Raw genomic sequence first — 12,008 nt, 5'->3', positions numbered from 1 at the left:
GAGTGGCAATTCGTGCGCACCGCCAAGGGCGGTACGAAGCGGACCATCCCTGCTAAGCGGGGGCGAACACCGCCTGACGGACCCCCGCGCCTGCCCCCGGCGAAGATGTGCCAGAGTTGCCACGTCCGGCCTGTGAGCACGTACCGTACGGCCCACAGGACGACCAGGTGGGACAGCGGGAAGGGGCAGCCGGTTTGACCACGCACGCACCGCAGGCGGCGCGATCCGTGACACTGCCGGGCTCACTGGACGAGGCGGTCGCGGTTCTCGCCGCGACGCCCGCGGCCGTGCCCGTCGCGGGCGGTACGGATCTGATGACCTCGGTCAACTCCGGTCAGTTGCGGCCCGCCGCCCTGGTCGGACTCAGCCGGATCAGCGAGATCCGCGGCTGGCAGTACCAGGACGGCCACGCGCTCCTCGGCGCGGGCCTCACCCACGCGCGCATGGGGCGGCCCGACTTCGCCGCGCTGATCCCCGCGCTCGCCGCCGCCGCGCGCGCCGCGGGCCCCCCGCAGATCCGCAACGCGGGCACCCTCGGCGGCAACATCGCCACCGGCGCCCCGACCGGCGACGCCCTGCCCGTGCTCGCCGCCCTCGAAGCCACCGTCGTCCTCGCCGGACCCGGCGGCTCCCGGCGGGAGATCCCCGTCTCGCACCTGCTCGCCGGGATGGAGATGCTCGCCGCCGGTGAACTCATCGGCTACGTGCGCGTGCCGATCCTGCACGCCCCCCAGGTCTTCCTGAAGGCCACCGGCCGCACCGGCCCCGGCCGCGCCACCGCGTCGATCGCGCTGGTCCTCGACCCCGCCCGGCGCGGGGTGCGCTGCGCGGTGGGCGCCGTCGCGCCGATGCCGCTGCGCCCGCTGGACGCCGAACAGTGGATCGGCCGGCTCATCGACTGGGACGGAAGCCGTACGGTGGTCCCCGAGGCCCTGACGGCCTTCGGCGAGTACGTCGCCGCGGCCTGCATCCCCGACGCCGCCCCCACCGAGGGCGGCGCGCCGCAGCCGCTGCCGCCCGCCGTACTGCATCTGCGGCGCACCGTCGCCGTGCTGGCCCGACGGGCACTGGGGAGGGCGCTGTCGTGAGCGACGAACACAGCGGCGGGGGCGGCTGGCGGCCGATCCCGCAGGGCGAGCACGACCAGGACGGCAGCGAGGCCACCGCCTTCGTCCAGCTGCCCGAGGGCGGTCTGGAACCGCACGCGGACAGCCCCCTGGCCGCGCCCGGCCACGGCTATGTGCCGCCCCGGATCACGGCCGCCCCGGCCGCCGGTGAGGCCACCGGCCCCGGCGCCTGGCCGGCCCCGCACGGCCCCGGAGCGCCCGCGCAGGCGCCCGCGTGGCCCGAACCGACCGATCCCACCGGCGGCCACCCGCACCCGGCCGGGCCCGCGTACGCCCCGGAGCACGGCCACCCGGCGCCGGGCGGCTACGACCCGCAGGCGTCCGGACAGTGGTCCTTCCCGGACGCCGCGCCGCCCGCCCCGGGCACCGGCGCGACCGGCCAGTGGTCGATCCCGCTGGCCGACACCGACGTCCCGGACGACTCGGGCGAGTTCACCACGTCCACCCTGGCCTCCCAGTGGGGCGGCAACCCGCCCGCGACGCTGCCCGGCGGCGCCGCGGCGCCCTGGGCCACCGGCGCCCACGACTGGACGACGGCCCCCGGCCCCGACACCGTCCACGACGGCGCCCACCTCACCGGCCACGACGGCGGCCAGGACACCGAGGGCATGCCGTTCACCGTCCCGTCCGCGACCCCGGCCTACGGCACCGACACCCGTTCCTTCGGGTCCGGTCCCGCCGATCCGGTCACGTACCCGCCCGGCACCGACCCGGCCGCCCCCGGCGAACACCCCGTCCACGACGCCGGGGAGGCCGTCCACGGCCCCGCGGGGCCCGCGGACGGCCAGGAGGCCACCGGCGGCCCGGAAGCCGCGCAGACGGCCTCCCAGGCCCTCGCGGACGCGCCGGACGGCGCGGCGGCGCGCGCGGCCCGGTACGAGGTCGGGCACGGGGCGGGCCACGAGGTCGGCCACGCGACAGGTCACGACGTGGGCCACGCGACAGGTCACGAGGTGGGGCACGGCATCGACCCCGCCGCCGAGCACGAATCCGGCCCCGAACCGGACCACGACCCCGCCCACGACCCCGGTCACAGCCTTCCGCACGGCGTCCGCCACGAGGCCGCGCCCGGGTCCGACGACGGCCTCCACCGTTCCGCCCACGACCACACCGACGGCCCGCCCGTCACCGGCACGGGCCCCGGCGACGGCGTCACCGCCGGGCGCACGACGGCCGGCCCCGACACCCCGGCCACCGCCGACGGCTCCACGTCCGCGCCCGCCGTCCCGCACCCGCGCGACGCCCACGGCCCGGACGCCGACGCCGCGGTCACCCGTGAACACCCCGAAGGGGACCCGTCCCCCGCGCGCGCGGACGACCTCGCGCCGGAGCACCCCGAACACCCCGGCCACCCGGCCCCGCACGAACACCCCGCCCCCGACGAACCAGCGGGTTCGGCACCCGGCGGACCCGGATCCACCCCCGACGAACCGGACCGGGCGGCGGACCCCGCCCCCGACGAGGCCGCCGCGGCCACCGAGCACCCCCTCGACGACACCCCGCCCGTCCACCACGACGAACACCCCCTGATCTCGTACTCCCTGCGGGTCAACGGCGTGGACCGGCCCGTCACCGACGCGTGGATCGGTGAATCACTGCTCTACGTGCTGCGCGAACGCCTCGGCCTCGCGGGCGCCAAGGACGGCTGTTCCCAGGGCGAGTGCGGCGCGTGCAACGTCCAGGTCGACGGCAGACTCGTCGCCTCCTGCCTGGTGCCCGCGGCCACCACCGCGGGCAGCGAGATCCGCACCGTCGAGGGCCTCGCCGCCGACGGACGCCCCTCCGACGTCCAGCGGGCCCTCGCCCGCTGCGGGGCCGTCCAGTGCGGATTCTGCGTCCCCGGGATGGCGATGACCGTCCACGACCTGCTGGAGGGCAACCCCGCGCCCTCCGAACTGGAGGCCCGCCAGGCGCTCTGCGGCAACCTCTGCCGCTGCTCCGGCTACCGCGGCGTCCTCGAAGCGGTCCGCGAGGTCGTCTCCGAACGCGAGGCGTCCGCCATGGCCACCGAACCCGAACACCCCGACGAACACACCGCCGAGGGCCGCATCCCGCACCAGGCCGGACCCGGCGCGGGCGGCGTCCACCCCACGGCGCACGAGAACCACGGTCCGTACGGCCAGGACGGAGCCCCCGCGTGAGCAACGAAGCAGGGGGCACGGCCGGTTCCGCGACCCCCGCCCCCGACCCCCTGCCGCACGGACTCGGCACCTCGCTGCCGTCACCCCACGCGCGCGCGAAGACCGAGGGCACCTTCCCCTACGCCGCCGACCTGTGGGCCGAGGGACTGCTGTGGGCCGCCGTCCTGCGCTCACCGCACCCCCACGCGCGCATCGTGTCCATCGACACCTCCCACGCGCGGGTGATGCCCGGCGTCCGCGCCGTCATCACCCATGAGGACGTTCCCGGGACGACCGTCCACGGCCGCCGCGTCAAGGACCGTCCCGTCTTCGCCTCCGAGGTCGTCCGCCACCACGGCGAGCCCATCGCCGCCGTCGCCGCCGACCACCCCGACACCGCCCGGATGGCCGCCGCCGCCGTCATCGTCGAGTACGAGGTGCTGGAACCCGTCATCGACCCGGAGAAGGCGTTCTCCGCCGAACCCCTCCACCCCGACGGCAACCTCATCCGCCACATCCCGCTGCGCCACGGCGACCCCGACGTCACCGGCGAGGTCGTCGTGGAGGGCGTCTACCGCATCGGCCGCCAGGACCCCGCCCCCATCGGCGCCGAGGCCGGACTGGCCGTACCGCGCCCCGACGGCGGTGTGGAGCTGTACGTGGCCTCCACCGACCCGCACAACGACCGGGACCTCGCCGCCGCCTGCTACGGACTCGACCCGGAGCGCGTCAAGGTCGTCGTCACCGGTGTGCCCGGCGCCACCGCCGACCGCGAGGACCCCGGCTTCCAGCTCCCGCTCGGACTGCTCGCCCTCAAGACGGGCTGCCCCGTCAAGCTCACCGCCACGCGCGAGGAGTCCTTCCTCGGGCACGCGCACCGCCACCCCACCCTGCTGCGCTACCGCCACCACGCCGACGCGGACGGCCGCCTGGTCAAGGTCGAGGCACAGGTGCTCCTCGACGCGGGCGCCTACGCCGACACCTCCGCCGAGGCGCTCGCCGCCGCCGTGTCGTTCGCCTGCGGCCCCTACGTCGTGCCCCACGCCTTCGTCGAGGGCTGGGCCGTACGTACCAACAACCCGCCCTCCGGGCACATGCGCGGCGAAGGCGCCCTCCAGGTGTGCGCCGCCTACGAGGCGCAGATGGACAAGCTCGCCCGCAAGCTCGGCGCCGACCCCGCCGACGTACGGCTGCGCAACGTCCTCGCCACCGGCGACGTCCTGCCGACGGGGCAGACCGTCACCTGCCCCGCGCCCGTCGCGGAACTCCTCGGCGCGGTACGCGACTTCCCGCTGCCCGCCCTGCCCAAGGACACCCCCGAGGACGAATGGCTGCTGCCCGGCGGCCCCGAGGGCGCGGGGGAGCCCTCCGCGATCCGCCGGGGCGTCGGCTACGGCCTCGGCATGGTCCATATGCTCGGCGCCGAGGGCACCGACGAGGTGTCCACCGCCACCGTCAAGGTCCACGACGGGGTCGCCACCGTCATCTGCGCCGCCGTCGAGACCGGCCAGGGCTTCAGCACCCTCGCCCGGCAGATCGTCCAGGACACCCTGGGCGTGGACGAGGTGCACATCGCCCCCGTCGACACGGACCAGCCCCCCGCGGGCGCCGCCTGCCGGGGCCGCCACACCTGGGTGTCCGGCGGAGCCGTCGAGCGGGCCGCGAAGATGGTCCGCACCCAGCTCCTCCAGCCGCTGGCCCACAAGTTCGGCATGTCCACCGAACTCCTCCAGATCACCGACGGGAAGATCACCTCCTACGACGGCGTCCTGTCGACCACCGTCAGCGAGGCGCTCGACGGCAAGGAGCTCTGGGCCACCGCGCAGTGCCGCCCGCACCCCACCGAGCCCCTGGACGAGGACGGCCAGGGCGACGCCTTCGTGGGCCTCGCGTTCTGCGCCATCCGCGCGGTGGTCGACGTCGACATCGAACTCGGCTCCGTACGCGTCGTGGAACTCGCCGTCGCCCAGGACGTCGGCCGCATCCTCAACCCGGCCCAGCTCAACGCCCGTATCGAGGCCGGGGTCACCCAGGGGCTCGGCGCCGCCCTCACCGAGAACCTGCGCACCCCGCGCGGGCTGATCCGCCACCCCGACCTCACCGGCTACGCCCTGCCCACGTCACTCGACGTACCCGACATCCGGATCGTCAAGCTGGTCGAGGAACGCGATGTGGTCGCCCCGTTCGGGGCGAAGGCGGCCAGCGCGGTCCCCGTGGTGACATGCCCCGCGGCCATCGCGTCGGCCGTCCGCGCGGCGACCGGCCGCCCGGTCACCCGCCTCCCGATCCGCCCCCAGGCAGCGGTCGTCACCACCACGGCCTGACGTCCCCGTCGCCGGTGCTGGTGCCCGTACGGGTGCCGCTGCCGGTCCTTCGCGGCCTCCGGAGCGGGGTCGTACCCGCACCGCCTCGCGGCCGGTTGTCAGTGGCGGCACCTACCGTCGTGAGCAGTGGGTGCCGTGCACCGTGACGGGTGTGTCCGGCGTCCCGCCGACCGTTCGTTGACCTGCCACGGGGGGTTCCATGGCCACGACCGAGACGATCAGGTTCACCGAGCACGGGCTGCCGCCGTCGCTCACCCACGCGGGCACCCGGCGGTTCCTCACCGGGGCCGGACTGCCCGCGCGGGAGGGCCCGTTGTTCCGCTTCACGGTGCTCCGTGAGCAGGGCCTGCGGACGTACGCGACCCTCGCGGGGGTGCCCGCCGCGCCACGCGACCTCTTCGTGCTCGGCGAGCTCTCGGCGCCCGGTCCCGGCGCCTGGGTGACGCTCGACGGCCGCACCGGCGCGCTGTTCCTGACCGGCCGCCCCCACCCCGGCCGGGCCGATCCCGGCCTCCCCGGTGACCCGCTGGCGCCCGACACGGTGACCCTGCTCGGCTTCGAGTCGGCCGTCGCCGACCTGGAGCGGACCCGGGGCCGCTTCGCCGCCTACGAGAGCCGCTACGGCCGCGCCGCCGCCTCCGGTGCCACCGACGAGCTGCTGGCCCTCTTCCAGGGCGGTATGCGCGGCGCGGAGCTGCCCGCCTTCTGGTGGATCGCCGCCCTGATCCTCCCGCTGGCCCGGGTCCCCACCCCCGGCATCCAGCTCCGGCTCGACCTCCCGGGGCGGCTGCTGGACGAGGAGTTCGGCGCCGGACGCGTCACCCGCTGCGAGGACGCCGACCTGCCCGCCGCCCTCACCCATGAGCCGACGCGCCGCTTCCTGAAGGACATCGGCCTCCCCGAGGAGGACGACAGCTATGTCTTCCCGGGACTTCCCCTGCGCACCCTCACCGAGCACCACGGCGGCTGGGCCGGACTGCCGCCGCACGCCACCCGGCTGGTCCCCGTCGGCCATCTCGCGGACGGCACGGACATCGTGGTCGACGGCGCCACCGGCGAGATCCTGTCCTGGCACCGGTCCACCGGCCGGCTGTCCCCGCTGAACTCCGATGTGTCGGCGCTGGCGTTCACCACCTGGCTGCTGCGCCGTGAACGCGTCCTGGACGAGGCCCACGACGGGTACCTCACCGCGCGGGCGCCCGGCCGGCTGGCCGAGGCCGTCCGCGCGGTCCTGAGAGCCACCGACCATCCGGCCGCCCTGCACACCCCCACGGACACGGACGGCCCGGCCGCCCACTGGCGCCCCTGGCCCCTGCTGACGACGGTCCCGGTGGAGTGCGCGAGGTAGCGCCTCGTCCGCGCGGGTTCGCCGGGCCGGTGCTCGGGGCGAGGTGATGGGGGGAACCGACGCCGGGTCAGGTGGGGATCGGGGCGCTGCCGGTGCGGGTGCGCTGGTATCGCGCGGGTGTGGTGCCCACATGGCGGGTGAAGTGCCGGGACAGATGCGCTTGGTCATGGAACCCCACGTCGGCGGCGACCCCGGCGGGCCGGTGGCCGTCGAGGAGAAGCCGCCGTGCCTGATCGACGCGCTTGCCGGTCAGGTAACGGTGCGGCGGCAGGCCGTAGGTCTGCTTGAAGCAGCGGATCAGGTGGGTGGGGTGGGCGTGCAGGACGGCGGCGGCCTCACTCAGGGACACACCGGCGCGGATCCGTGAGTCCAGCAGCTCCCGCAGCCCGGTGGCGAGGCGGCTTGCCTCACGCCCCGGTTCGCGGGGCCGGAGCGCGTCGAGGTGCAGGTGGAGCCGTTCACGGATGAACGAGAGGCGGCATTCGGCTTCGAACCCGTCCCCGGCATGGACGAGAGCGGTGTGCAGGCGGTGGATCCGATGGCGCAGCGGTCCGTCGCTGAGGACGGGAGCGTCCACCGCGCGTCCGGCCAGACGCTGCGGGAGCACGCTCTCGTCCAGGTAGAGGTTGCGCTTGCGGAAGCCTGACGCCGTGACGGTCCGGCCGTCATGGGGGACGCCGGGCGGCAGCAGCAGGACGCTGGTGGAACCGGTCGCCCCATGGCGGCGGCGGTCGAGTGCGAAGTCCACCGAGCCGTCGTCGAGGATCATCAGGTCCCAAGTGTCGTGGGTGTGGGCCGGGTACGCGTGGTCGGTGAAGTGCGCGTGGAAGACCTCCGCGATCCCGGGTACCGACGGCCGCCAGGCGCTGATGGACGTACGGGGTCGGTCGGAGGCCATGCCAGGAACGTACAAGACCGGTGGAGTCCGTGCGCGGGAGGCTCATGACGCCGGCCGGGGGGCCTGAGAGGCCGCTCCCGGTTGCCCGGCCTCATGGAGGGATGCCGCATGTCCGAGCCCGTTGCTCCTGTCAACCTCGCCGACAAGCTGTCGCTGTTCAGCGAGCTGTGGTCGCAGAAGAAGGTGGCCGTGCTCAACGACTACGAGGTCAAGCTGGCCAAACTGAAGGGGGAGTTCGTCTGGCACACGCACGAGGACACCGATGAACTGTTCCTGGTCATCAGCGGGCGGCTCACCATCCAGCTCAGGGGCGCTGATGTGGTGCTGGAACCCGGCGAGTTGTTCGTCGTTCCCCGGGGGGTCGAACACTGCCCGATGGCGGACGAGGAGACCGCGATCCTGTTGTTCGAGCCGACGGGAACGCTCAACACCGGTGACGCGGGAGGACCGATGACGAAGGCGGCCGAACTCCTCGGCTGACACGCGGACGCCCTGTCCCCCGACCGTGCTTCTGGGCGCTTCTCGCACGCTGGTCACCCGGAGAAGGAGCTTCGCCCCGTCCGCGGGGAAGGTCACCCGGGTTCGCCCGCGTGAGGCGGCCGAACCCGGGGGCGGAGGGGAATGGTGCCTGAGGAACCCGGCCCGCGTCGGGCGCCGGGGAGCGTGACCGCCTTCGGCCCGGGCCGGTGCCGGTGCCGGAAGGCGAGCGGTGGCGGGGCGGCGGCGCGCGCCGCCCCGCCGACCGCTCTGCCCTGCTGGCCCCCGTCGGACCAGCTCTGGAGGCCGTGGCGGGAATCGAACCCACGTAACTCGCTTTGCAGGCGAGTCCCTCAACCACTCGGGCACACGGCCGGGTGTCACCGGATGTGATCACCGTAGGAGCGGTCCGGGCCATGGCTCAAGACATCGGACACCCATGCCATGTGACTGCAATCCGCCGTTCACAAAGCGCCGTTGGCGTCCGCGGGCTGTCTTTCGGGGTGCCGGGGATACCTGAGAGCTACGTCGCCGTAGCCCCACGGTCTGACTTTCCGGATCGCGGAATGGCTACCGGAGTGTGATGTGGTCTCCATGCCTCTCGGCCTACCTTGAGCGCATGATCCGAATGAGTCGGGCGGCCACCGCCGCCGCCCTCACGATGTCGCTCGCCCTGCCGCTCGGCATGGTGGGCACGGCAGCAGCTCAGGACACGTCGGCGTCCGGCGCGCCGGCCCCGGCGGCGTCCGCCGCGTTCCCTCAACTCCCCGCGCCCACCGGTAAGTACGGAGTGGGCAGCAAGGTGCTGCACCTGGTGGACCGTGACCGTGGGGACCCCTGGGTCCCCACCGCCGACGGCCGTGAGCTGATGGTCAGCCTCCACTACCCGGCGGCCCGTCCCGGCAAGGGTGGGACGGGAACAGCCCGGTACGCCACGCTCGACGAGGCGCGGCTGATGGCGGAGGGCTTCGAGATGTCGGGCGCCGTCCCGGCCGACCGCCTGAGCGGGATGCGTACCCACAGCAAGCCCGACGCCCCGGTGTCCAAGGGCCGGTACCCCCTGGTCATTCTGTCGCCCGGGTTCGGCGCCGCGCGCTGGACCCAGACCAATCTCGCCGAGGATCTGGCCAGCCGGGGCTATGTCGTGGCCTCCCTGGACCACGCCTACGAGTCGTACGGCACCTCCGTCCCCGGCGGCCGCACCCTGACCTGCGTCTCCTGCCACGCGGTGGACCAGGGCGGGGTACCGCTGAGTGTGGTCACCACGACCCGGGCCAAGGATGTGTCGTTCGTCCTCGACCGGCTCACGGGCCCGGACCCCGTCTGGCGGCACTCCGGGGTGATAGACAAGCGGCGTGTGGGTATGGCCGGACACTCCATCGGCGGCGCGTCAGCCGCCACCGCGATGGTGGGCGACCACCGGGTCCGCGCGGGGATCAACATGGACGGCGCCTTCTGGGAGAAGCTGCCCGCGGGCGGTCTGAAGGGCCGGCCGTTCATGCTCCTCGGCACCGACGACGAGGTCCACAGGCCCGGCGGCACCGACCGGACCTGGGACGAGACATGGCCCGGCCTGAACGGCTGGAAGCGCTGGCTCACCGTCTCCGGGTCGAACCACGGGACCTTCTCCGACACCCCCGTGATCGGCGAGCACTTCGGTCTGCCCGGTGAGCCGTACCCGGCCGCCAGAGCGATCGCGATCACCCGGACCTATGTCTCCGCGTTCTTCGACCAGCATCTGCGCGGCACCCCGCGTGCCGTGCTCGCCGGACCGACCGCCGCCAACCCGGAGGTGAAGTTCCAGAACCCCTGACCGGTGGGAACGGCCGGGCGAAGTGTACGAACGGCGGTCACCGGTGATAACCCGGCACAAGGAACACCGACATCAGCCGGATGGACGGAGTACCGCCGTGCCGACTTCTCCCGAGCCCCCCGGTCCCGCTCAACGGGACCTGGACCTCTACGACATCGCGTTTCTCGCCGGAGGCGGGCGGCGCGTGGCCGAGACGGCCTTGATCACACTGCGGGACCGTGGCGTGATCAAGGTGCGGGGCTCCCGGGCCCGCCCTGGCGACACCCCCGTGGAGCAGGGGGAGATCCACCCCGTGGAGCGGTCCCTGGCGGAGCTGTGCGCCGAGTTGGACGACATCGCCGTTCTTCTGGACTTCGTCCGCCGCGGGCCGGAGGTGGTACTCATCCGGGCTCAGCTGATGTCCGACGGGTCGCTGACCTGCTTCCGTCACCGTGTCACCGCCCTGGGCCGCCGACGGTTGGCGCAGGCCCAGGCGCGAGGGACCTGGCCCGCCCATGTCTTCGAGGGTTCCACGGCGCTCAAGGACAGAAGACTGGCCCGGACCCTCGACAACGCGTCGCTTCCGTCGGGCCTGGGGCGGGCCCTGGCCCGGATGGGCAGGGCTCTGGACCCGGACCATGGCGCGAGTGGGAGCGACGGCCCGGACCACGGCTCCAGCGGTGGTGGCGGCGGGGGCGGTGACTGAGTCCGGCCCGTGTCGGGGCGGGTTCCGGGCGAGTGGGGCCCGTGTCGGGGCGGTTCCGGGCGGGTGGGACCCCGTGACCGACGACGGGGTCCCACCCGGGGCCGACCCGGAGCGGGCGGTCAGGACGGGCGGTGCTCCCAGCCCCGGGCCGTGCGGGTGAGCTCATGGAACCCGACCGCGGTGAGCGCCGCCAGATCGTCGGTCTCGTCGGGTGTGACATAGGTCAGCAGCTGGTCGGTGCCGCAGAGGGCCAGCCAGGCGCGGGCCCGGCCGAGCAGCCAGGGGAAGAGCTCCGGGTGGGCGTCCTCGCGCACGTCGAAGTCGGCGAGATCGGCGGTACGCCCCGAGCGGGCGTGCCGTTCGGGCCGGTCGAGGGTGGTGTCGAGCTCGACGTACCCCAGCTCGTCGGAACCGAGCCGGGCGGTGAGCCGGGTGCCGTGCGCTCCGAGGGTGCGGTGCGCGGTGAGGCCGGGCAGGGGTGCGGCGCGTCCCGGGTCGGGGAGGTCGTGGAGCGGGGCGAGGAGCAGGATCTCGGTGCCGCCGGTGTGGACGAAGCCCGCCCGCTCCAGGGCCGCGCGGATATGGGGCCACTGCTCGGGGACGCCGTAGACACCGGGGGCGGGCAGCTGCCCGTCGGCGAGACGGGCCCGGACCCGCCAGCGGTCGAGCTGGGCGAGGGACGCGGACATCAGCAGCCCGGCGGCCCGGTCGGACCCGTCGTACGGCGGGGAGTCCATGACCGCGTCGGTCGAGTGCGCGTCGGGGGAGCCCGCGCCATCGGTGGCAGCGGCAGCGGCGGACACGGTGTGGGCGTCGGGGGTATCGGCGGGGTCGGTGGTGGGGAGGTGGACGGACCAGGCGAGGTGGCCGGTGTCGCGGTAGTCGGCACCGACCTCGGAGTCGTCGCGGTAGCGCAGCAGATGCGCGGCGGCGACGATCCGGCGGTGGTGCTCGACGACGAGCGTGACGCGTTCGGCGACCCACGGGTCGGTGACGTACTCGTCGGGGCGTCGCTCAAGGCTGCTGATCACGGTGTTGACCGAGACGCCCGCGCCGGGGACGACCGCGGCGACATGGGAGTTGACCAGATCGGTGAGCTGGTCCCGGTCCTCGCGGCGGAAGGTACGCACAGTCAGGGACGAGGGCATGACGAAAGCCTCCGGGCAGAGAGAGAAAGGGGAGGCCGCCATGAGGTGCGGTACGCCGGTCACCCTAG

General features: G+C 74.3%; 9 protein-coding genes and 1 tRNA gene. 7 read left to right on the top strand and 3 right to left on the bottom strand.

All coding sequences use genetic code 11. The features are described from left to right. Positions 1–194 precede the first annotated feature (194 nt). The 4 genes from AB852_RS33570 (at position 195) to AB852_RS33555 (ending at position 6,919) form a co-directional block, all read left to right on the top strand. A complete protein-coding gene (locus AB852_RS33570; protein WP_073793994.1) occupies positions 195–1,088 on the top strand; it encodes an FAD binding domain-containing protein in 894 nt (297 codons plus the stop codon). Beyond that, entirely contained in the window at positions 1,085–3,268 is a 2,184-nt protein-coding gene (locus AB852_RS33565; RefSeq protein WP_073793991.1) for a (2Fe-2S)-binding protein, read from the top strand. The genes AB852_RS33570 and AB852_RS33565 overlap by 4 nt, the downstream gene beginning before the upstream one ends. After that, the gene (locus tag AB852_RS33560) at positions 3,265–5,571 is read left to right on the top strand and encodes a xanthine dehydrogenase family protein molybdopterin-binding subunit (protein ID WP_073793989.1); all 2,307 of its coding nucleotides are present in this window, start codon (positions 3,265–3,267) and stop codon (positions 5,569–5,571) included. Before AB852_RS33565 ends, AB852_RS33560 begins: the two co-directional genes overlap by 4 nt. A 199-nt stretch (positions 5,572–5,770) precedes the next feature. After that, positions 5,771–6,919, top strand: coding sequence for an SUKH-4 family immunity protein (locus AB852_RS33555; RefSeq protein ID WP_073793986.1), 1,149 nt, complete (start codon positions 5,771–5,773; stop codon positions 6,917–6,919). 67 nt (positions 6,920–6,986) lie between these two features. Here AB852_RS33555 and AB852_RS33550 read toward each other — a convergent pair whose 3' ends face one another. Continuing rightward, the gene (locus AB852_RS33550; RefSeq protein ID WP_073793983.1) at positions 6,987–7,817 is read right to left on the bottom strand and encodes an AraC family transcriptional regulator; all 831 of its coding nucleotides are present in this window, start codon (positions 7,815–7,817) and stop codon (positions 6,987–6,989) included. A 108-nt stretch (positions 7,818–7,925) separates the two neighbouring features. On the opposite strand from AB852_RS33550, the gene AB852_RS33545 reads away from it, so the two are divergent. Further along, positions 7,926–8,297, top strand: a complete 372-nt coding sequence (locus AB852_RS33545) for a cupin domain-containing protein (RefSeq protein ID WP_073793980.1) — start codon at positions 7,926–7,928, stop codon at positions 8,295–8,297. A 297-nt stretch (positions 8,298–8,594) separates the two neighbouring features. Here the strand turns inward: AB852_RS33545 and AB852_RS33540 are convergent. Further along, positions 8,595–8,669, bottom strand: a tRNA-Cys gene (locus AB852_RS33540). Between the two features lie 244 nt (positions 8,670–8,913). Here AB852_RS33540 and AB852_RS33535 point away from each other — a divergent pair. Beyond that, positions 8,914–10,107, top strand: a complete 1,194-nt coding sequence (locus tag AB852_RS33535) for an alpha/beta hydrolase family protein (RefSeq protein WP_073793977.1) — start codon at positions 8,914–8,916, stop codon at positions 10,105–10,107. 97 nt (positions 10,108–10,204) lie between these two features. Next, positions 10,205–10,792, top strand: coding sequence for a TIGR04222 domain-containing membrane protein (locus tag AB852_RS33530; protein WP_073793974.1), 588 nt, complete (start codon positions 10,205–10,207; stop codon positions 10,790–10,792). Positions 10,793–10,911: 119 nt separating this feature from the next. On the opposite strand, the gene AB852_RS33525 is transcribed toward AB852_RS33530, so the two are convergent. Beyond that, positions 10,912–11,940, bottom strand: a complete 1,029-nt coding sequence (locus AB852_RS33525) for a GNAT family N-acetyltransferase (RefSeq protein WP_073793971.1) — start codon at positions 11,938–11,940, stop codon at positions 10,912–10,914. Between the last annotated feature and the right edge of the window lie 68 nt (positions 11,941–12,008).

Origin of the sequence: Streptomyces uncialis (genome assembly GCF_001905345.1) — a bacterium.
In the GTDB taxonomy this organism is placed as follows: Bacteria; Actinomycetota; Actinomycetes; order Streptomycetales; family Streptomycetaceae; genus Streptomyces; species Streptomyces uncialis.
The sequence above is the reverse complement of the archived record's forward strand: the minus strand, read 5'-3'. Positions and strand labels throughout refer to the sequence as shown.

Bases quoted from the DNA above. Each gene is read 5' to 3' on its own strand.
- AB852_RS33555 (WP_073793986.1), top strand. From the start codon at position 5,771: ATGGCCACGACCGAGACGATCAGGTTCACCGAGCACGGGCTGCCGCCG.
- AB852_RS33550 (WP_073793983.1), bottom strand. From the start codon at position 7,817: ATGGCCTCCGACCGACCCCGTACGTCCATCAGCGCCTGGCGGCCGTCG.
- AB852_RS33535 (WP_073793977.1), top strand. From the start codon at position 8,914: ATGATCCGAATGAGTCGGGCGGCCACCGCCGCCGCCCTCACGATGTCG.
- AB852_RS33545 (WP_073793980.1), top strand. From the start codon at position 7,926: ATGTCCGAGCCCGTTGCTCCTGTCAACCTCGCCGACAAGCTGTCGCTG.
- AB852_RS33525 (WP_073793971.1), bottom strand. From the start codon at position 11,940: ATGCCCTCGTCCCTGACTGTGCGTACCTTCCGCCGCGAGGACCGGGAC.